The organism is Ruminobacter amylophilus (assembly GCF_900115655.1).
Taxonomy (GTDB): Bacteria; Pseudomonadota; Gammaproteobacteria; order Enterobacterales; family Succinivibrionaceae; genus Ruminobacter; species Ruminobacter amylophilus.
The window spans coordinates 28,486-48,459 of sequence record NZ_FOXF01000008.1; the positions used below are offsets into that span (position 1 = coordinate 28,486).

17 protein-coding genes are annotated in these 19,974 nt (G+C 41.9%); 16 read left to right on the forward strand and 1 reads right to left on the reverse strand.

Annotated features, from left to right (window positions below; all coding sequences use genetic code 11):
- The first annotated feature begins 27 nt into the window (after positions 1-27).
- From ispA to glnD, 11 genes are all read left to right on the forward strand, one after another.
- Entirely contained in the window at positions 28-918 is an 891-nt protein-coding gene (gene ispA / locus BMY80_RS03525) for a (2E,6E)-farnesyl diphosphate synthase (RefSeq protein ID WP_093140956.1), read from the forward strand.
- A gap of 3 nt (positions 919-921) precedes the next feature.
- Positions 922-2,811 carry a 1-deoxy-D-xylulose-5-phosphate synthase gene (gene dxs, locus BMY80_RS03530; protein WP_093140959.1) on the forward strand — a complete coding sequence of 630 codons (1,890 nt, stop codon included), beginning with the start codon at positions 922-924 and terminating at the stop codon, positions 2,809-2,811.
- 127 nt (positions 2,812-2,938) lie between these two features.
- On the forward strand, positions 2,939-3,427 hold the full coding sequence (locus tag BMY80_RS03535; RefSeq protein WP_031578784.1) for a YajQ family cyclic di-GMP-binding protein: 489 nt from the start codon (positions 2,939-2,941) through the stop codon (positions 3,425-3,427).
- Between the two features lie 315 nt (positions 3,428-3,742).
- Positions 3,743-5,116, forward strand: coding sequence for an AmpG family muropeptide MFS transporter (locus BMY80_RS03540; RefSeq protein WP_245730030.1), 1,374 nt, complete (start codon positions 3,743-3,745; stop codon positions 5,114-5,116).
- A gap of 292 nt (positions 5,117-5,408) precedes the next feature.
- Entirely contained in the window at positions 5,409-6,761 is a 1,353-nt protein-coding gene (locus BMY80_RS03545; protein ID WP_031578782.1) for a Na(+)-translocating NADH-quinone reductase subunit A, read from the forward strand.
- Between the two features lie 3 nt (positions 6,762-6,764).
- Positions 6,765-8,012: an NADH:ubiquinone reductase (Na(+)-transporting) subunit B gene (locus BMY80_RS03550; RefSeq protein WP_093140964.1), complete on the forward strand. Its 1,248-nt coding sequence runs from the start codon at positions 6,765-6,767 to the stop codon at positions 8,010-8,012.
- Positions 8,013-8,015: 3 nt separating this feature from the next.
- Positions 8,016-8,807 (forward strand): Na(+)-translocating NADH-quinone reductase subunit C, encoded by a 792-nt coding sequence (locus tag BMY80_RS03555; RefSeq protein WP_031578780.1) that lies wholly within the window; start codon positions 8,016-8,018, stop codon positions 8,805-8,807.
- Positions 8,807-9,463: an NADH:ubiquinone reductase (Na(+)-transporting) subunit D gene (locus BMY80_RS03560; protein ID WP_031578779.1), complete on the forward strand. Its 657-nt coding sequence runs from the start codon at positions 8,807-8,809 to the stop codon at positions 9,461-9,463. The genes BMY80_RS03555 and BMY80_RS03560 overlap by 1 nt, the downstream gene beginning before the upstream one ends.
- Positions 9,463-10,056: an NADH:ubiquinone reductase (Na(+)-transporting) subunit E gene (nqrE, locus tag BMY80_RS03565; protein ID WP_031578778.1), complete on the forward strand. Its 594-nt coding sequence runs from the start codon at positions 9,463-9,465 to the stop codon at positions 10,054-10,056. The genes BMY80_RS03560 and nqrE overlap by 1 nt, the downstream gene beginning before the upstream one ends.
- A 15-nt stretch (positions 10,057-10,071) precedes the next feature.
- On the forward strand, positions 10,072-11,298 hold the full coding sequence (gene nqrF, locus BMY80_RS03570) for an NADH:ubiquinone reductase (Na(+)-transporting) subunit F (protein WP_031578777.1): 1,227 nt from the start codon (positions 10,072-10,074) through the stop codon (positions 11,296-11,298).
- Positions 11,299-11,670: 372 nt separating this feature from the next.
- Entirely contained in the window at positions 11,671-14,292 is a 2,622-nt protein-coding gene (gene glnD / locus BMY80_RS03575) for a [protein-PII] uridylyltransferase (protein WP_093140969.1), read from the forward strand.
- Between the two features lie 41 nt (positions 14,293-14,333).
- Here the strand turns inward: glnD and map are convergent, their stop codons facing one another.
- Positions 14,334-15,140, reverse strand: coding sequence for a type I methionyl aminopeptidase (gene map / locus BMY80_RS03580; RefSeq protein WP_093140971.1), 807 nt, complete (start codon positions 15,138-15,140; stop codon positions 14,334-14,336).
- 481 nt (positions 15,141-15,621) lie between these two features.
- On the opposite strand from map, the gene rpsB reads away from it, so the two are divergent.
- The 5 genes from rpsB (at position 15,622) to BMY80_RS03605 (ending at position 19,742) form a co-directional block, all read left to right on the forward strand.
- On the forward strand, positions 15,622-16,344 hold the full coding sequence (rpsB, locus tag BMY80_RS03585; RefSeq protein WP_093140974.1) for a 30S ribosomal protein S2: 723 nt from the start codon (positions 15,622-15,624) through the stop codon (positions 16,342-16,344).
- 76 nt (positions 16,345-16,420) lie between these two features.
- Entirely contained in the window at positions 16,421-17,320 is a 900-nt protein-coding gene (gene tsf / locus BMY80_RS03590; RefSeq protein WP_031578773.1) for a translation elongation factor Ts, read from the forward strand.
- A 313-nt stretch (positions 17,321-17,633) separates the two neighbouring features.
- Entirely contained in the window at positions 17,634-18,350 is a 717-nt protein-coding gene (gene pyrH, locus BMY80_RS03595) for a UMP kinase (protein WP_093140976.1), read from the forward strand.
- Between the two features lie 64 nt (positions 18,351-18,414).
- On the forward strand, positions 18,415-18,972 hold the full coding sequence (frr, locus tag BMY80_RS03600) for a ribosome recycling factor (protein ID WP_031578771.1): 558 nt from the start codon (positions 18,415-18,417) through the stop codon (positions 18,970-18,972).
- A gap of 14 nt (positions 18,973-18,986) precedes the next feature.
- Positions 18,987-19,742, forward strand: coding sequence for an undecaprenyl pyrophosphate synthase (locus BMY80_RS03605; RefSeq protein ID WP_093140979.1), 756 nt, complete (start codon positions 18,987-18,989; stop codon positions 19,740-19,742).
- The last annotated feature ends 232 nt before the right edge of the window (positions 19,743-19,974 follow it).

Genomic DNA, 19,974 nt, shown 5'->3' on the forward strand with positions numbered 1-19,974 from the left:
GATACACGTATATGATAGGTGAGTGATATGACTTTAAAGGAAGTTTTGACAGCGTATCAGGAAAGAGTTAATGAAAAATTAAAACAGGCTATAGATGGATTACCTGTCGTTGCTCCTAAACTAAAGGAGGCCATGAGTTACGGCACTTTATTAGGAGGAAAGCGCGTTCGTCCTTTTCTGGTGTATGCAACAGCCAATGCCTTGAACGCAGATCTTAAGCTTGCTGATGCTCCGGCTGTCGCCATAGAGTGTATTCATGCCTATTCGCTGATTCATGACGATTTACCTGCTATGGATGATGATGATTTGAGACGAGGTCATCCTACTGTGCACAAGAAGTATGGTGAAGCTACCGGGGTTCTGTCAGGTGATGCTCTGCAGGCTTTTGCTTTTGAGGTTCTTGCGAAAGCGGAGTTTGAAAAGGATATGCTTTCTAATCAGGTTGAAATGCTTAAAGTGCTTGCCGTAGGAAGCGGTTATCAGGGGATTTGCGGTGGTCAGGAGTTGGACATTGAAGCTGAAAACCGTCTGGTTTCTCAGAGTGAACTTGAGAAGGTCCATCAGTACAAGACCGGAGCACTGATTGAAAGTGCGGTGGAATTAGGTCTTCTGTGTGTTAAGGATCTTGATGAGAACATCAAAAAAGGTTTCCGTATCTATGCTCACTGCATAGGTCTGGCATTTCAGGTATGGGATGATGTTCTGGATATAATTTCCGATACCGAAACCTTGGGAAAACCTCAGGGATCGGATATTGATTCAAACAAAAGCACCTATCCAAAGCTTATGGGATTAGAAAAAGCCAAGGAATATGCCAAATCTCTGGCTTCAACAGCAGTGGCTTCAGTCGCTGCGCTGCCTTTTGATACCAGAATTCTGCAGGATTTTGCCATGTACATAGTAGAAAGGGATCATTAACAGATGAGTAGTGAACAGTATCCTCTGTTAAGTAAGATAGATTCTCCCAAGGACTTAAAGAAACTTCCGGTGAGTAAGCTGAGTTCCTTGGCTTCTGAGCTTAGAGATTTCTTAATCAGTACAGTGAGTAAGACGAGTGGTCATTTTGCCTCCGGACTTGGAGCTGTAGAACTTACCATTGCACTGCATTACGTTTTTGACACTCCTCATGACCAGCTTATTTGGGATGTGGGACATCAGGCTTATCCCCATAAAATTTTAACAGGAAGAAGAGATCTGTTGAAAACCATACGTCAGAAAAACGGACTTCATCCTTTCCTGTGGAGACAGGAAAGTGAATATGATGTGTTTTCCACAGGTCATGCAAGTACTTCCATAAGCGAAGCTCTGGGACTGGCAATCGCCAACAGAATTGAGAAAAATGACAAGAAGGTTGTTGCTGTCATAGGTGACGGGGCTTTGACCGGCGGCGTGGCTTTCGAAGCAATGAATCATGCAGGTGACCTTAATGAAGATGTACTCATCATTCTGAATGATAATGAAATGAGTATTTCTGAAAGCGTTGGGAGTCTGTCCAAACATATGGCCATGTGGCTCAGTGCCCCTTCGTACAACAATATGCTGAAGAAGGGGAGAAAAACCCTGTCTTCTCTGCCTAAAATCAAGGAATTTGCCATAAGGGCACACGAGCATCTTAAGGGAATGATGCTTCCGGGAACCTTGTTTGAGGAACTGGGATTTAACTATGTCGGACCGATTGACGGGCATGATATAGAAACACTGGTGTCTGTACTTCAGAACCTCAAGCAGTTAAAAGGTCCGAGAATTCTTCATGTAGGTACCATTAAAGGAAAAGGATATCAGCCTGCAGAGGAAAATCCTACTGCATATCACGGGGTTCCGAAATTTGATGTGCCTGTCGGAGTGGAAACATCTGACAAGAAGAGAAATACATTTGATGAAAATTTCGGAAACTGGCTTATGTACGCGGCCGAACATAATGAAAAGGTTATGGGTATAACCCCTGCAATGTGTTCCGGTTCAGGAATGGTGCCGTTTTCCCAGAAATACAAAGACCGTTATTTTGACGTGGCCATAGCTGAGCAGCATGCTCTGCTTCTTTCCAGCGGGCTTGCGGCGGGCGGTATGCTGCCGGTGGTCTGTGTATATTCCACATTCCTTCAGAGAGCTTATGACCAGATAATTCATGACCTGGCAATTCAGGATGTACCCGTGGTCGTGGCTGTAGACAGAGCCGGCGTAGTAGGACCAGATGGCCCTACCCACCAGGGGGTTTTTGATATAGCATTTATTCGGTCTGTACCGAATATGATTATGATGACTCCTAGTTCGCTTGGAATGCAGTGGAAGATGCTTAATACCGCATTGGCATACGGACACCCTGCTGCCGTGCGTTATCCTAGAGGTGGAGGAATATTCTCTGACAACGAAGTTACTGATGCTACTGTTGAAATAGGAAAGGGGAATGTTCTCAGGGAAGGAAAGGATATCTGTTTTATTGTATGGGGGCCTTTGGTTCATGATGTTTACAGGACTGTAAATGAACAGCATAAGGACTACACTGTTGTTGACATGCGTTTCGTTAAGCCAATGGATGAAGAACTGATTGTATCCATGGCCGGAAAACACAGTGTTATAGTAACTCTTGAAGACGGAGTTGTACAAGGTGGAGCCGGGGAAGAGGTTGCAAGGCTTGTAAGCAGAAATTATCTGGTATGTCCTGTGCTTAATCTTGGTATTCCGGATGAGTTTATCGAACAGGCCACCGCTTCTGAAATCTATGAACAGTGTGGAATGGACGGCGTGTCAGTTGTCGGTAAGGCTGAACAGTTTCTTGACGGTTATAAAAATATTCTGAACCGTGTTAAGTAATAATAATTTAACGTGAGGACCTATGGTCTTTTCGGACAGTCAGTGATTCCTGACTGATATTCGTTGTATGTTTGAAACGGTGCTGAAGTCTTTCGTCTTCGTGCTGTATGTTATAAATGGAGTGAGTATGCCTTCTTTTGACATTGTTTCTGAACTTCAGATGAATGAAGTTCAGAATGCTGTAGACAATGCTAATCGTGAAATTACCAACCGCTTTGATTTCAGAGGTGTTGATGCCACCTTTACCTTAGTTGAAAAGGATAAGCAGATTAAATTATCTGCAGATGCTGATTTTCAGATTAAGCAGATGAATGACATTTTACGTGACAAAATGTCCAAGCGTAATATTGATCCTGCTTCTCTTGATTTTCAGGAACCTGAACCGTCAGGAAAAAGATGTAACGAGCTTGTGAAACTTAAAAGCGGTATAGATCAGGCCATGGCGAAGAAGGTGGTTAAACTTATTAAAGATTCAAAAATCAAGGTTACCACCCAGATTCAGGGCGAAACCGTGCGTGTTACCGGTAAAAAGAGAGATGATCTTCAGGAAGTTATTGCCCTTGTTCGCAGTTCAGAACTAGGTCAGCCGTTCCAGTTTAATAATTTCAGGGACTAGTCGGAAGATTTTCAGCAGTTTCCTGTGAATTATTTGAAGAAAGAGGCAGAACTTTTGTTCAGCCTTTTTGTTTTCTTAAATATTTTTTGCGATGATTAGCTGTTTTTATCAATTATATTGGTCTGAATAAGTCTTTTTAAGAGAAAAAAAATTAATATTTGCTATGATGTTTACCTGAATATCGTTGTGTGTTTTGAAATGTCATTGTTTATGTTAATAAATGGATGATATTACGCTGAATAGTTGATAATTAAAGATTAAACAGAATAAGAAAATAATAAAATCATGGCTCAAACAGATAAACAGAATTCCGTATTGTCTAGAATTTATTCCAAAAGAATGTTTTTGTGCATCTGCCTGGGGTTTACTTCCGGGCTGCCTTTTTATTTTCTGTATAATCTGGTTGCGGCATGGCTTAAGGATGAAGGAATAGACATTAGTACCATCGGTTCTCTTTCTCTTCTGACGATTCCTTATGCATGGAAATTCATCTGGGCTCCCGCTCTTGATTTGTTTTATTCCAACAGGGTGGGGAGACGTCGAACCTGGATGTTTCTTACTCAGATAATTCTGCTTTATTGCTTCATAATGATGGGGTTCTGTTCGCCGAAGGTCGGGTTTCAGCTGAATATAATAATGATTTTATATTTTACTGTGGCATTTTTTTCCGCAACGCAGGACATTGCTCTAGATGCCTACCGGCGAGAAATTCTGTCTGATGAGGAGCTGGGACTGGGCAATTCAATCTTTGTTAATGCCTATCGTTTTGCCGGACTGATTCCCGGAACACTGTCCCTGTTTTTAAGTGATCATCTGCCGTGGAGTCTGACGATTATAATAACAGCCTTGTTTATGCTGGTCGGTCTGATGACAACATTCTTTATAAGTGAACCTCAGGTAGCCAGAACAGCCAATCGATCATTGAAGGAATCCGTGGTTGAACCATTCAAGGAACTGATTGATCGCAAGGGCAGAATAGGTCTTCTGGCCATGATTATGTTTATTTTTCTTTATAAGTTCGGCGACAGCATGGCAACAGCACTTGTTACACCTTTTTACATGGAAATGGGATATACAAAAACAGTCATAGGAACAGTAAACAAGATTGTGGGATTCTGGGCCCTGCTCGTAGGCAGCATTGTCGGCGGTATCATAATGCTGAAAATAGGTATAAACAAAGCATTATGGTGGTTTGGTCTGGCACAGATAGTTACCATCCTTGGATTTGTTTTTATTACCCATGTCTGGCAGAATCAGGTGGATTTCGTGTCCTTCCTTGTTTCATCTGACGGATTTATCAACGGTACGCTCGGGAGATTGGGAATCGAGTCGTTCCATTCTAATATGGCTGGTAGTTTTGAATTTCCTAATTCTTTTCTCCTGTCTCTTGTCGTGTGCGGTGAAAATCTGGGAGCCGGACTGGGAACAGCGTGTTTCGTAGCATACATGTGCAGGGAAACCAAAGGGAATTATATTGCTACTCAGCTGGCTCTGCTGACGGCTCTGTCTGCTTTGCCTAAAACTCTTTTTACGTCTCGAGCAGGGTACATTATCAACAGTGTAGGCTATGAAAACTTCTTTATCATCTGTTATGCTCTTGCTATACCGGGTATGCTGATGCTGATTTATATAGCTCCTTACGGAGAAGCTGTATCTGAAAACAGTGAAAAGGAAAAAGTGTCTGCATAATCATTCATGTTTTCTGAATAAACAGAATACATGAAAAAGTTGATTAGAAATCAGATACTGGTTCGTACAAGTCTTATCTGACAGTGATTTACTGATTGTTGCATAATCATCAGAATTTATAAATATTCCATATAACCAAAAACTAAAATAACAAAAATATTCACTTGTGTGATAAACTACACCACAATTCCGATTACTCTGTCTTTTTTGCAAAGGGACGGAGGGTCGTGATTTTTTGGGTGTGTCGTAAAGACATAGAGCTTTCTTTTGCAATTTATTCTTTGGAAATACAATGATAAATATCAAGAAAGGATTAGATCTCCCTATCAGCGGTAAACCGGAAAATGTGGTTAATGCAAGTAATAATGCCGTAAAGCATGTAGCCATTTTAGGTACCGATTTCCCTGGGTTAAAGCCATCCATGCTTGTTGAAGTTGGTGATGTTGTGGACAAGGGTCAGACTCTTTTTACAGATAAGAAGAATCCTGGCGTTGGCTATACAGCACCTGTTCCTGGTAAGGTTGTTGCCATTAACCGTGGTGAAAAAAGGGCGTTCCAGTCTTTAGTTATCGAAATGGATTCTGCTATTGTTGGTAGCAGAAAATTTAATGCTTATCCTAATGAAGATCTCTGTACCTTAAGTCGTGATGAGGTTGTAAAGCAGCTGGTTGATTCAGGTGCGTGGACAGCTTTCAGAACACGTCCGTACAGCAAGACTCCGGCTGTGGATTCAGCTCCTGAACATATCTTTGTTACTGCAATGGATACAAACCCTCTGGCAGGAGATCCTAAGGTTGTTATCAGCAGCCATGCAAAGGATTTCTGTGACGGTCTTGATGTAATTAGTACTCTTACCGGCGGTAATGTATACGTATGTAAGGGTGAAGCTTCTCTGCCAACTGATTACAAGTCAAAGAACATTCAGGAAAGAATCTTTGTTGGTAAGCATCCAGCAGGTCTTGCCGGTACTCATATTCACTTCATTCACAGAGCTTCAGAAGAACACGTTATGTGGTCTATCGGTTATCAGGAAGTGATTGCCATCGGTCATCTGTTCAGAACAGGTGACATCTACAGTGAAAGAGTAATCAGCCTTGCCGGTCCGAATGTAATTAAACCAAGATTAATCAGAACAATTCAGGGTGCATGTGTATCTGAAATCACTGCAAACGAACTTTCTGGTTCAAATTATCGTGTGATTTCCGGTTCCGTACTGAATGGTAATACAGCTGCAGGCGCTTTTGATTATCTTGGAAGATTCCACCTGCAGGTGAGTGTTATCCCTGAAGGAAACAAGCGTGAGTTCCTCGGTTGGATTATGCCGGGCGCAAAGAAGCATTCCGTAACCCGTACCGTTCTCAGTGCCTTCCTGCCTCCTAGAGATTACGACATCAACACCGCTGTTAACGGTGGCTCAAGAGCAATGGTTCCAATCGGAAGCTATGAAAAGATCATGCCTCTCGATATTATTCCTGCCATGCTTCTAAGAGCTATTGAAATCGGTGATACCGATGCTGCCAAGCTGTTAGGCTGCATGGAACTTGATGAAGAAGATCTTGCTTTATGCACATATGTATGTCCTGGTAAGACCGAGTATGGCAGACTGCTCAGAAAGTGTTTAACCAAGATTGAGTTAGAGGGGTAACAGATGATTCTTTCTATTCTTAATAAGCTTGAACCTCTCTTCTCCAAAGGCGGCAAGCTTGAGAAGTTTTATCCTTTATTTGAAGGTACTTCAACTTTCTTTTACACTCCGGGCGTAGTTACTCACAACACCACCACTCATGTACGTGACGTTATTGATTTCAAGCGCATGATGATTATGGTGTTCTTTGCTGTATTCCCATGCATGTTCTGGGGCTGGTTTAATGTTGGTAATCAGACAATCAATGCGATTGCATCAAGTGCTGATACCTCAAGTTCATTCAGTCTGTTCAGTGCCGACTGGCATTATGCCCTGGTGCAGATGCTGGGTGGTTCGCTTTCATCTGATGCAGGCATTTACAGCAAGATGCTTATCGGTGCGATATTCTTCCTTCCTATTTATGCCGTTTCTTTCGGTGTAGGTGCTTTCTGGGAAGTTTTATTCTGTATCGTCCGCAAGCATGAAGTTAACGAAGGTCTGTTTGTAACTTCACTGTTCTTTGCTCTTATTGTTCCTCCTACCATTCCTTTATGGCAGGTTGCCTTAGGTATTTCCTTCGGCGTAATCATCGGCAAGGAAGTATTCGGCGGTACAGGTCGTAACTTCATGAATCCTGCTCTTGTTGGTCGTGCATTCCTGTTCTTTGCATACCCTGCACAGATTTCAGGTGATGCCGTATGGGTTCCTGTTGATGGATATACCGGTGCGACAGCTCTCAGTGAATTCTCTAAGACCGGCAAACTGAACTCATGGATGGATGCATTCTTAGGTAACATTCCTGGCTGTATCGGTGAAGGTTCAACCCTCGGTATTCTTATCGGCGGTATTGCTCTTATCATTATGGGCGTTGCTTCAGCAAGAGTTGTTTTAGGTGGATTCTTAGGTCTCCTTATCATGTCATTCTTATGCAACTCCATGGTATCTGTAAACCCTGCTAATCACATGCTTCAGATGTCATTTATTGAACATATTGTTGTTGGTGGTTTTGCTTTCGGTATCTTCTTCATGGCTACCGATCCGGTTTCATCAGCATTTACCAAGAAAGGTAAGATTGCTTACGGTTTCCTTATCGGTGTGATGGTTTGTCTGATTCGCGTATTCAATCCTGCATACCCAGAAGGCGTGATGCTCGCTATCTTATTTGCGAACTGCTGGGCTCCTCTGTTTGACTACTGTGTATCCCAGTTCAATATCAACCGTCGTAAGCGCATTGCAGCTAAACCAGTTCTTGTAAAGGGGAGTGTAAATTAAAAAATGGCTAACAAAGATAGTACATTAAGAACATTCACCGTAATTGGTTTACTGTGCTTTGTATGTTCTGTTTTAGTATGTTTGACAGTGGTTGTACTTAAGCCTTTACAGGAAAAGGAAATCAATGTTGACCGTATGAAGAGCGTGCTCGAAGCTGCAGGTATTGATTATGAAGGTGAAGATATAACCACACTGTTCAATGACAAGGTTAAGGCCAGACTTCTTGATCTCGACAGAAACGTGCTTTTAAGTGATGCAGAAGTAGAAAAGGTTGTCGGCAGCAGTGATGCCGGTGCCTATAACTTCGTTTCTGAAGCCAAACTTCCGGGCAAGAATACTGTAATTGAGTCAGGTAAGGATTCTGCCGGTATAAAGACCCACGCCAAGTACATGCCTGTATATTTTGTTGTTGAAAACGGAGCAACCACCAAGGTTGTACTTCCGTTCTACGGTCAGGGGCTGTGGTCTACCATGTACGGTTATCTTGCCGTAAATGCCAATGGTACCACTATTGAAGGCCTGAAGTATTACAGTCAGGGGGAAACTGCTGGTCTCGGTGCTGAAGTTGCAAATCCTGCGTACACAGCAAAGTGGAAAAACAAGAAGCTTTACGATGAAAACAGTGCCTATCAGTTTGCAGTGAAAAAGAACGCTGACAAGAACAGTGAATATATGGTTGATGCCATTTCCGGTGCAACTCTTACCAGTGACGGCGTGAATAACTCAGTTAAGTACTGGTTCGAAGACGTATATGCTCCGTTCTTACAGCAGTTAAAGAATAAAGAGGTGAAATAATGAGTGATTTACCTTCTGCAAAAGAGGTTTTTACAAGACCTTTGATTAAGGATAATCCTGTAATGATTCAGGTACTCGGTATCTGTTCATCACTTGCAGTATCCTCAAACATGAAGACTGCTCTCGTTATGAGTCTGGCGTTAACTTTCGTAACTGCTTTCTCTAACCTGATTATTTCTTCTATACGTAAGTACATTCCGAACAGCGTAAGAATTATTGCTCAGATGACAGTAATTGCTTCTCTGGTAATTGTTGTAGACCAGTTCCTCAAGGCCTTCAGCTATGACCTGTCAAAGCAGCTTTCTGTTTTCGTGGGCCTGATTATTACCAACTGTATCGTTATGGGTCGTGCTGAAGCTTTCGCCATGAAGTATCCTCCAGTATTATCATTCCTGGATGGTCTCGGTAATGGTATCGGTTACGGTATCATTCTCTGCTTCCTGGGTACCGTTCGTGAAATCTTCGGTTCAGGCAAGTGGTTTGATATTACTTTATTAAAGACCGTAAATGACGGCGGCTGGTATGTGCCAAACGGCTTCATGCTGATGCCTCCATGTGCATTCTTCTTAATCGGTCTCTTAATATGGTTAACCAATCAGGTATACAAGGTTAATACCAAGCCTGAGTATGACACCTCACGTAAGGATGCTTCATAATGGATTACGTTAATTTATTTATAAAGTCTGTCTTTATTGAGAACCTTGCTCTTAGTTTCTTCCTGGGCATGTGTACCTTCCTGGCAGTTTCCAAGAAGGTTAAGACAGCTATCGGTTTAGGTATTGCGGTAATTGTTGTACAGACCATTGCCGTACCGGCTAACAACCTTGTTTATACCTATGTGTTGAAGCCAAATGCAATCCAGACCGGTATTGATTTGTCATTTTTAGGTTTTATTACCTATATCGGTGTAATTGCCGCACTGGTGCAGATTCTGGAAATGTTCCTTGATAAGTATGTACCTAGCCTTTACTCCGCTTTGGGTATTTTCTTGCCTTTAATTACAGTAAACTGTGCTATTTTCGGTGGCGTGTCATTCATGGTACAGCGTGAATACAACTTCGCTGAATCTGTGGTTTATGGTATCGGTTCCGGTACTTCATGGGCTATTGCTCTGGTTCTTCTCGCTGCAATCCGTGAAAAACTCAAGTATGCTCATACTCCACAGGGCCTCAACGGTTTAGGCATAGTATTCATTACTGCCGGACTTATTGCCTTAGGCTTTATGTCCTTCTCTGGTATTAAGCTTTAAGGGGGATAAAGTTAAATGTTAACCGTATTATATGGTGTTGGTTTATTCATCCTTATCGTGCTGCTGCTTGTATCAGCAATTATTGTTGCCAAGCATTTCATGGTAAACAGTGGTGATGTAACCATCGGTATCAACGGCGATCCTGAAAAGGCTATTAAAGTTCCTGCAGGTGACAAGCTGTTAACCGCACTTGCCAACCAGGGTATCTTCGTTCCGTCTGCATGTGGCGGCGGCGGTGCCTGCGGTCAGTGTCGCTGTAAGGTGACTAAAGGCGGTGGTGACGTTCTTCCTACCGAACTTGGTCATTTAACCAAGCGTGAAGTCAGAGAAGGCTGGAGACTTGCATGTCAGGTCGGTGTTCGTCAGGATATGGAAATTGAACTTCCTGCTTCAGTATTCGGTGTTAAGAAGTGGACCTGTACCGTTATTTCAAACAATAACGTGGCTACCTTCATCAAGGAACTCCGTCTGCAGATTCCTGAAGGTGAAGAAGTTCCTTTCAGAGCTGGTGGTTATATTCAGATCGAAGCTGAACCTCACACTGTTAACTACCGTGATTTCGATATTCCTGAAAAATATCTGAATGATTGGGACAAGTTTAAACTCCGTGATCTGGTTTCAAAGGTTGATACTCACATTCTCCGTGCGTACTCAATGGCTTCTTATCCTGAAGAAAAGGGGCTGATTATGCTGAACGTGAGAATTGCAACTCCACCTCTTCGCGATTTAACCCTTCCTCCTGGACAGATGTCTTCATACATCTGGTCACTGAAGCCTGGTGACAAGGTAACAATTTCAGGTCCGTTCGGTGAATTCTTTGCCAAGGAAACTGATGCTGAAATGGTATTCGTCGGCGGTGGTGCCGGTATGGCTCCTATGCGTTCTCATATTTTCGATCAGCTTAAGAGAATCAAGACCAACCGTAAGATCAGCTTCTGGTATGGTGCTCGTTCCCTCAAGGAAGTGTTCTATCAGGAAGAATTTGATCAGCTTGCCAAGGAACATCCAAACTTTACATGGCACATTGCTTTAAGTGATGCATTACCTGAAGATAACTGGACTGGTTACACCGGATTTATTCATAATGTTCTTTATGAAAACTATCTGAAGAACCACAAGGCTCCGGAAGACTGTGAATTCTATATGTGCGGTCCTCCAATGATGACCAAGTCTACTATCGATATGCTTCACAGCCTTGGTGTTGAAGATGAAAATATCCTGCTGGATAACTTCGGCGGTTAATTTTCAATTCTGATGTTTTAAGCATATTCAAAAAGCCTTCGCTGATGCGAAGGCTTTTTTTATGGTGCAGTAATTTCAAAAAAGGTATCAGATTTGCATGATTGTCATCAGGTATCTCCATGATTATGGCGTATTCCGGTGTGAACAGTAATCATGTTTCTGTTTTGTGATAAGGTTCTCTCCTAATTTATGACTCTACTGATAATCTCAAAAAAAATTTCAGTGTTTCCGCTTCATGCTTAAAAGTCTGGTTCATGAGGCTGATTTTAACCTTAAAATCTATGGCTGCGTTGGCGGAAAAAAGTTGAATTCCCTGATAAACTTGGGAAATAATGAATTAAAGATAAGAATATATAAGCATAGGATTAAATTATGAACAACGGTAACACAGGGTTCTGGCCTGATTCTGAAATCACGATGCAGAATGGTCGCGAAGCTATTGCGAAACAGTTTGAAGACATGAAAGAAGCTTTTTTTGCCGGAGTTACCGTTAATGAACTGGTTCTTAACCGTTCCATGTTTATAGATGAACTGATGCTGAGACTTTACAGACAGTTCAACTTTAATGAATATAAAACCCTGAGTCTTGTGGCTGTGGGCGGTTACGGTCGCTCGGATCTGCAGCCTCATTCTGATATAGACATACTGCTTATAAGCAGGGAGCCTATAACCGAAGCTCTGAATGAACAGATTTCAAAATTTACCAGTCTGCTGTGGGATTTGCGATTGGATATAGGGCAGTCAGTGAGAACACTTGAAGAATGCTTCGAAGAAGGAGCCAAAGACGTAACTATTGCCACAAATTATCTTGAATCAAGATTTCTTGCGGGCTCTGAAGAAACATATGACATGTTCAAGAGCAGAGTTGAATCAGATATGTTCTGGCCGATTACTGATTTCTACAGAGCCAAAATGGCTGAGCAGAATGCCAGACATTCATCTCATAAAGACACTATCTACATGCTTGAGCCGGATTTGAAAAATAATCCAGGCGGTTTAAGAGATATTCAGAATATTCTATGGATAGCACACAAGGGGTTCGGCATAACAGGTCTTCGGGAACTGTATACCAACGGCCTGCTCACCAGAATGGAGTATCTTGAGCTCAAGGAGTGTCAGGACTTTCTGTGGAGAATGAGATTCGCACTGCATCTGTCAATAAACAAACCTGATAACAGACTTACTTTTGACAGACAGCAGAAGGTGGCAACCTATCTCGGTTATACCGGTGAAGGAAATACCCCCGTGGAAACACTGATGAAACGTTTCTACCAGACTCTTCACAGGGTGGTGGAATTAAATGAAATCAGCATGCAGCTGATGTATGAAAAGATTTTTCCTGAAAGGGTTATTGAGGGAAAAATCTTTAATCAGTACTTTCTGTTCAGGGATAATCTCATTGATGTAATTGATCCTAAAATTTTTGTAACCCGCCCTCAGATTATTCTTGAGCTTTTTCTGATTCTGACAGAGAGGGAAGAACTTACCGGTATTCACGTTAACTGTATCCGTTATCTGAGAAATGCCAGAAGAAGCATAAATTACCATCTCTATGAAAGAAGTGAATGCCGGGACACCTTCAAGAGAATCATCAGTCATCCACGTGCTCTAGTTGTTGCCCTGCCTATTATGCATAAACACCACATTCTTTCTCTGTACATGCCTCATTGGGAAAATATTGTCGGTCTGATGCAGTTTGATATGTTCCATACATATACGGTAGATGAACATACTATGAGAGTATTGAGGAATATATACAGTTTTACTCATGAGAAAGATTCGGAATTCAGTCTGTTCAGGCAGATATACAGTCACATCAGTATGCCTGAACTGCTGTTTATTGCCGCTCTGTTCCACGATATTGCCAAGGGGCAGGGAGGACATCATGCAGAACTCGGTGCTCCCGAAGCATTGTATTTCTGTCAGCTTCACGGGTATAACCGCTATGAAAGCAAACTTGTGGCGTGGGTAGTTAGAAATCATCTGTATATGTCCATGGTGGCTCAGAGAAGAGATATCTCATCACCTGAGGTCGTGGCGGAATTTGCAAGAAGAGTTGGTGATGAAAATCTTCTGAATTATCTGTACTGTCTTACCGTGGCTGATATCTGCGGTACAAATGATACCGAATGGAACAGCTATAAGGATACTCTGCTCAGAACACTCTATTTTGAGGCCAGGAATGCATTACGAAAAGGTCTGGAAAATCCTCCTGATTTGAGTCTTCATGTAAGAGAAAATCAGAAGAGAGCAATGGAAATACTTACAGCCATGGGGAATAATCCTCTGGATATTTTTAAGATATGGACAAACCTGAGGCCTGAATACTTTATCAGATATCTTCCCGAGCAGATAGCATGGCATACCCAGAACATAATAAATCATTCGGGAGAAGACCGTCCTCTGGTGCTGTTTGGTCAGAATAAGGCAACCAATGGAACGGAACTTTTTGTTTACGCCAAAAACAGTAATGGTCTGTTTGCCAGGGTAACCGGGGTTCTGGCTGAAAAGAATCTTAATGTTCTTGCCTCAATAATTTCAAATACCAGCAACAATTATGCACTGGATACCTTTACTTTTGTGGATAACAACGACAGTCAGATTGATTTTGACAGAATACCAGCCATAAGAAAGGCTATTTCAACGGCGCTTGCAGCCAGTGAATTTAAACCTTCCAGAATAAAGCCGATGTCCCAAAAGCTTAAGCAGTTTAAACATCCGACGATAGTGACATTCCTGGATGACAGCAATAAATCAGTGACTTCTTTTGAAATATCAACTCTGGATATACCCGGACTTCTGGCAAAAATTGCCGGTGTATTCAGCGATAATGAACTTGTTATTCATGCGGCAAAGATAACCACTACCGGTGAAAGAGCCGATGACTTTTTCACTGTGACGGATAAAAACGGGAATGCTATAAGTCAGCAGGGAAAGGAATCTCTTCGTGAACAGCTGGTTTCAAAACTCGATGCCGTAAATTCAGAAGACTGATTATAGAGACCGTAAATCATGATGATTTACGGTCAGTATTATTAATCCGCGTTGGTGATGTAACGACCTAATGTTTCTTCTTCTTCCTTTCTCAAAGTAAGAACTTCGCAACCTGTTTCCGTGATAACTATGGTGTGTTCAAACTGAGCGGAAGGCTGTTTGTCGGAGGTTGTTACGGTCCAGCCGTCCTTACGGTTGACTTTGACCTTCCAGGTTCCTGCATTCAGCATAGGTTCAATGGTAAATACCATTCCCGGTTTAAGGATCAGACTGTATGGATTAGGGTAGTAGTGAACGACCTGCGGCTCTTCATGGAATCCTTCACCGATACCGTGTCCGCAGTAATCACGGACAATGGAAAAGCCTTCTTTCTTGGCAATGTTTTCTATAACTCTGCCCACTTCTGTAAGATTCTTTCCAGGACCTACAGCTCTGATTGCTTCATAGAGACACTGCTGGGTCACTTTCACCAGCTGGTGGTTTCTAGGAGAAGTCTGTCCGACAACAAACATTTTACTGGTGTCTCCGTGAAAACCGTCTTTTATAACCGTTACATCGATATTTACAATATCTCCGTTATGCAGTTTGTGTTTTCCTGGGATACCGTGACAGACAACTTCGTTGATGGATATGCAGGTGCATTTAGGGTAACCGTGATATCCTAGACATGCGGAAATTGCCTGCCTGTCATCTTCTATGAACTTGAGCATGATGTCATCAAGCTCTTCTGTAGTGATTCCGGCCTGAACATAAGGTTCAATCATTTCAAGAACTTCAGCTGCAATCCTGCCTGCAACTCTGAGCTTTTCAATCTGTTCAGGAGTTTTAATAATAATATTACTGGCCATATTCGTATCTTTTTATAAATAAAATCATTTTCAATGGCAGAATCGACGGATTTCAAATTACTGCCTCAGGACTGCTCCTTATGCAAACATCCGTTGATCTGTTAATAAAATCTTTGCGTGTATTATACCATTGATAAGAATTATTGTTTTTCAATTTTGCACTATTGAAAATAATTCCTGTCGCGGACTGAAAGAAAGTTTAAAAACATTGCTGATTATTGTGATATCAGTATCTCGGAGCACAGAGAACAAATGAGGAGTGACTTTGTCCGGACGAGTAAAAATATATTGAAATGTATAATGATAGTAATGTATAATCTGCACGCTTTTTATTCAAATTGTATAAAAAGTCTGGTTAAATTTACCAGAGGTTTTTTGTTTATTACACACACCGGATATGAAAAAGGTAAATGTGGGGGTGCTGTTTACAGTTCACATTCCCGTTCGGTGGAGGAATAACCCCAAAAAGGAAATTAAAAAAATGGCTAAAGTTTCAATTAACGAAATGTTCGAAGCTGGTGTACATTTCGGTCACCAGACCTGCTACTGGAATCCTAAGATGAAGCAGTACATTTACGGTTCACGTAATGGTGTACATATCATCAACCTTGATAAGACTGAAGCTCTTTTCAACGATGCTTTAAACTTCATCAGCAAGAAGGCTGCAGACAAGGGTAAGGTATTATTCGTTGGTACCAAGCGTGCTGCTTCTGAACAGGTTAAGGAATTTGCTTCACAGTGTGGTCAGTTCTACGTTAACCATCGCTGGTTAGGTGGTATGCTCACCAACTGGAAGACTGTAAGACAGTCTATCAAGCGTCTTAAGGAACTCGAAACTCAGGCTACCGACGGTACTTTTGACAAGCTTACCAAGAAGGAAGCTCTTGAACGTACCCGTGATATGGCTAAGCTCGAAAAGAGCCTTGGCGGTATCAAGGATATGGGTGGTTTACCAGACGTTCTTTTCGTAATCGACGCTGAAGTTGAACACATTGCAATCAAGGAAGCTAACAAGCTTGGTATTCCTGTTGTTGCAGTTGTTGATACCAACTCAAACCCAGATCAGGTTAACTATGTAGTTCCTGGTAATGATGATGCTATCCGTGCTATCAACCTTTACCTCAGCGCTGTAGCTGCAACTGTTAACGAAGCTCGTGAAGCTGCTACTACCGCCAGTGCCAAGGAAGAAGCTGCTGAAGCTTAATCTGACACTTAACTCGTAAATTATGAGGAGAGCAGGCTCTCCTCATTTACTCAAGAATTTTAGGGAATATTAAAAGATGGCTAATATTACTGCTGCTCTCGTAAAGGAACTGCGTGAACGTACCGGCGCAGGCATGATGGATTGTAAGAAGGCATTGGTTGCTGCTGATGGTGACATTGAAAAGGCAATTGATGATATGCGTAAGAACGGTCAGGCCAAGGCTGCTAAGAAGGCCGGCCGCGTAACTGCTGAAGGTGTTATTGTATCAGCTTCTTCTGCAAACGGCGTATTCATTGCTGAAATCAACTGCGAAACCGACTTCGTAGCCAAGGATGCAAGCTTCAATGAATTCTGTAACAATGTTGTAGCTCTTGCTGCTGAAAACAATGTTACCGATGTTGCCGCTCTCAAGGCTTTAACTTACGCGAACGGTGAAACTGTTGAAGTTTTCTTAAACAATCTTATCGCTAAGATCGGTGAAAACATGTCAATTCGCCGTATTTCTGCAATCAAGGGCAGCAACGTTGGTTTATACATCCACGGCAACAAGCGTATTGGCGTTTTAGTTGACATGGAAGGTGGTGACAATGCTTTAGCAAATGATGTGGCAATGCACGTTTGCGGTCTTGCTCCACAGTATGTAAACCCTTCTGATGTTCCTGCTGAACAGGTTGAACATGAACGTCAGGTTCAGCTTGAAATCGCTATGAAAGAAAATGCTGAAGCTGCTAAGCCAAAGCCAGCTGAAATCGTTGAAAAGATTATCAATGGTCGTATGGCTAAGTATACCGGTGAAGTTTCTCTTACCACTCAGAACTTCGTTAAGGACGACAGCATCACCGTTGGTGACCTTCTTAAGAAGAACAACGCTGTTGTTAAGTCATTCGTTCGCATGGTAGTAGGCGAAGGTATTGAAAAGCAGGTTGTTGACTTTGCTACTGAAGTTGCTCAGCAGGTTGCTGCCGCTCAGAAGTAATTTTAACTTTTTATAAATTTGCTTCTTGAAAAGGACAGTCCGGATGGATTGTCCTTTTTTTGTGCCGTGTTCTATGGAAATACAAGGCTGTTTTTGCACGCATGCCGTGTTGAATATGGAAATTATGTCACGTGTATTCTATGGACTAAAAATACAAATATAGATTATAATTACTTGATTTTTATTAGTTGATACATTGAAGCGTGTACTTTTGTTGAAGAATATGAAAGCTGTCATGACTTCGATACGCATGCTGAGAGTTTGTCAGATCTCTGTACTAAGCATGCGGATTTAATTATACGGTAGTAATGAAATGAGTTCAGACGTAGCATATAAAAGAATTTTGTTAAAGCTTAGTGGTGAAGCCCTTGAAGGAAAAGAAGCTTTTGGTATCGATCCTGATGTTCTTCAGAGAATGTCTGAAGAAATCGGTGAGCTTGTGAAGGCAGGGGTACAGGTAGGACTTGTTATCGGTGGCGGTAATATCTTCAGAGGTGCAAAGCTTGCTGAATCAGGCATGAATCGAGTTGTCGGTGATCACATGGGTATGCTTGCAACCGTAATGAACGGTCTTGCAATGAGGGATTCGCTGGAAAGAAATTCCATAAAGACCACTTTGATGTCAGCAATGCCTATTCAGGGTATTACTACTCCTTATTCATGGATGGAGGCGATTTCAAGACTGGAAAAGGGTGAGGTAGTAATTCTTTCAGCAGGCACCGGAAACCCTTTCTTTACCACTGACAGTGCCGCATGCCTTCGTGGTATTGAAATCCAGGCTGATGCAGTGATTAAGGGAACTAAAGTTGACGGTGTATACAGTGCAGACCCAATGAAGGATCCTGATGCAGTTCTTTATCATGAACTTTCATACAAGGAAGTTGTCGAAAAAGAATTGAAGGTAATGGATTTAAGTGCTTTCATTCTGGCCAGAGATCACAAGATGCCTATCATGGTGTTCAATATGAACAAGAAGGGTGCTCTGATGAAAGTTATCAGAGGTGAAGAAGAAGGTACTGTAATTAAGTAATTCAGATTTATCGGTCTTAGACCTTTTTTTTATTTGATGGCACTTCAGAGTGCGGAGTAAAGATATGATTAAAGAAATCCAAAAAGAAACTAGCGACAAGATGAACAAGGCTGTGGAAGCTTTAAAGTCAAGCCTTGCAAAGATTCGTACAGGTCGTGCCCAGCCTGCAATTTTAGACAGCGTTATGGTTGACTACTATGGCTCAGCAACTCCTTTACGTCAGGTTGCTCAGGTTAATGTTGAAGATGCCCGTACCCTGGTTGTAAACGTATTTGACAAGGGTTCCATTTCAGCAGTTGAAAAGGGAATTATGAACAGCGGTTTAGGTTTGAATCCTGTTACTGCAGGTACCAGTATCCGTGTTCCTCTTCCTCCTTTAACTGAAGAGCGTCGTAAGGATCTTATCAAGGTTGTTCGTGCTGATGTTGAACAGAGCAAGGTTCAGATTCGTAATTTACGTCGTGATGCCAACAACGAAGTTAAGGCATTACTCAAGGATAAGGAAATTTCTGAAGATGATGAACGTAAGTCACAGGATGAAATTCAGAAGCTGACCGATTCATTCATCAAGAAGGCTGATGTTCTTTTAGCTGAAAAAGAAAAGGAGCTGATGGAAATTTAATTTCCGTTCCGTTTATGAGTGAAATAGCAGACTTCCAGCAATTAAATAAACAGAGAGTTCCATCTCATGTTGCCATTATTATGGATGGCAACGGCAGATGGGCGAAAGATCGCGGGCAGCCACGAATCTTTGGCCATAAGGCAGGTGTTGAATCTGTAAGAAAATCTGTTTCATATGCCTGCCAGAATGGAATAAAGGTACTGACTCTTTTTGCCTTTTCCTCTGAAAACTGGAGAAGGCCTAAAGATGAAGTGTCCGGTCTGATGGATCTGTTTGCCTGGGCCTTATCCAATGAGGTGAAGAAACTTCATAAAAATCAGGTTAAGCTGAAGGTGATTGGGGATCGGGATGTTTTTTCTGATAGCTTCAGGAAGAGAATTGACGAGGCAGAAAAACTTACCGAAAACAACAGTGGTCTGCTATTGAACATCGCCGTTAATTACGGTGGCAGATGGGATATCGTTAATGCAGTAAAAAAGATTCTAAACGATGCTGCAACGGATATTCTGAACATAAAAGACTTTAATGAAAGTATGATTTCAGAGCATCTTGAGGTTTCTCAGGATGTGGATCTTCTGATACGTACAGGCGGGGAAAAGCGTATCAGTAATTTTCTTTTGTGGCAGCTCGCGTACAGTGAAATTTACGTCTCCGACGTTTTATGGCCTGATTTTAATGAAGATGTTTTTCAGAAGGCGGTGAATTATTTTGCTTCAAGAGAAAGACGCTTCGGCTGTACCGGCGAACAGATTAGGGGTGAAAAGCAGTAGAGATACTGATTAATGATTCCGGCTGTAGTCTGTTTACAGACTGAGCATGTAACAGAGTCTGACCGTATTTTTACACATTACTGTCGGTTATGTACGGATTTGCAAACTCTGTTTTAAGAATTATCAGCCAGAAATATATTACTGCTCATTTGATATTACAGTTTGTTTCGGAGTAGGTAGACACACGTTATCTGTTCCGGCGCATGGGACGGTAGTGGTTCAAGAATTTTTT

Coding starts and splice junctions, on each gene's coding strand:
- BMY80_RS03535 (WP_031578784.1), top strand. CDS start 2,939: ATGCCTTCTTTTGACATTGTTTCTGAACTTCAGATGAATGAAGTTCAG.
- BMY80_RS03555 (WP_031578780.1), top strand. CDS start 8,016: ATGGCTAACAAAGATAGTACATTAAGAACATTCACCGTAATTGGTTTA.
- BMY80_RS03605 (WP_093140979.1), top strand. CDS start 18,987: ATGAGTGAAATAGCAGACTTCCAGCAATTAAATAAACAGAGAGTTCCA.
- pyrH (WP_093140976.1), top strand. CDS start 17,634: ATGAGTTCAGACGTAGCATATAAAAGAATTTTGTTAAAGCTTAGTGGT.
- ispA (WP_093140956.1), top strand. CDS start 28: ATGACTTTAAAGGAAGTTTTGACAGCGTATCAGGAAAGAGTTAATGAA.
- rpsB (WP_093140974.1), top strand. CDS start 15,622: ATGGCTAAAGTTTCAATTAACGAAATGTTCGAAGCTGGTGTACATTTC.
- tsf (WP_031578773.1), top strand. CDS start 16,421: ATGGCTAATATTACTGCTGCTCTCGTAAAGGAACTGCGTGAACGTACC.
- BMY80_RS03560 (WP_031578779.1), top strand. CDS start 8,807: ATGAGTGATTTACCTTCTGCAAAAGAGGTTTTTACAAGACCTTTGATT.
- nqrF (WP_031578777.1), top strand. CDS start 10,072: ATGTTAACCGTATTATATGGTGTTGGTTTATTCATCCTTATCGTGCTG.
- nqrE (WP_031578778.1), top strand. CDS start 9,463: ATGGATTACGTTAATTTATTTATAAAGTCTGTCTTTATTGAGAACCTT.
- dxs (WP_093140959.1), top strand. CDS start 922: ATGAGTAGTGAACAGTATCCTCTGTTAAGTAAGATAGATTCTCCCAAG.
- frr (WP_031578771.1), top strand. CDS start 18,415: ATGATTAAAGAAATCCAAAAAGAAACTAGCGACAAGATGAACAAGGCT.
- map (WP_093140971.1), bottom strand. CDS start 15,140: ATGGCCAGTAATATTATTATTAAAACTCCTGAACAGATTGAAAAGCTC.
- BMY80_RS03550 (WP_093140964.1), top strand. CDS start 6,765: ATGATTCTTTCTATTCTTAATAAGCTTGAACCTCTCTTCTCCAAAGGC.
- BMY80_RS03545 (WP_031578782.1), top strand. CDS start 5,409: ATGATAAATATCAAGAAAGGATTAGATCTCCCTATCAGCGGTAAACCG.
- glnD (WP_093140969.1), top strand. CDS start 11,671: ATGAACAACGGTAACACAGGGTTCTGGCCTGATTCTGAAATCACGATG.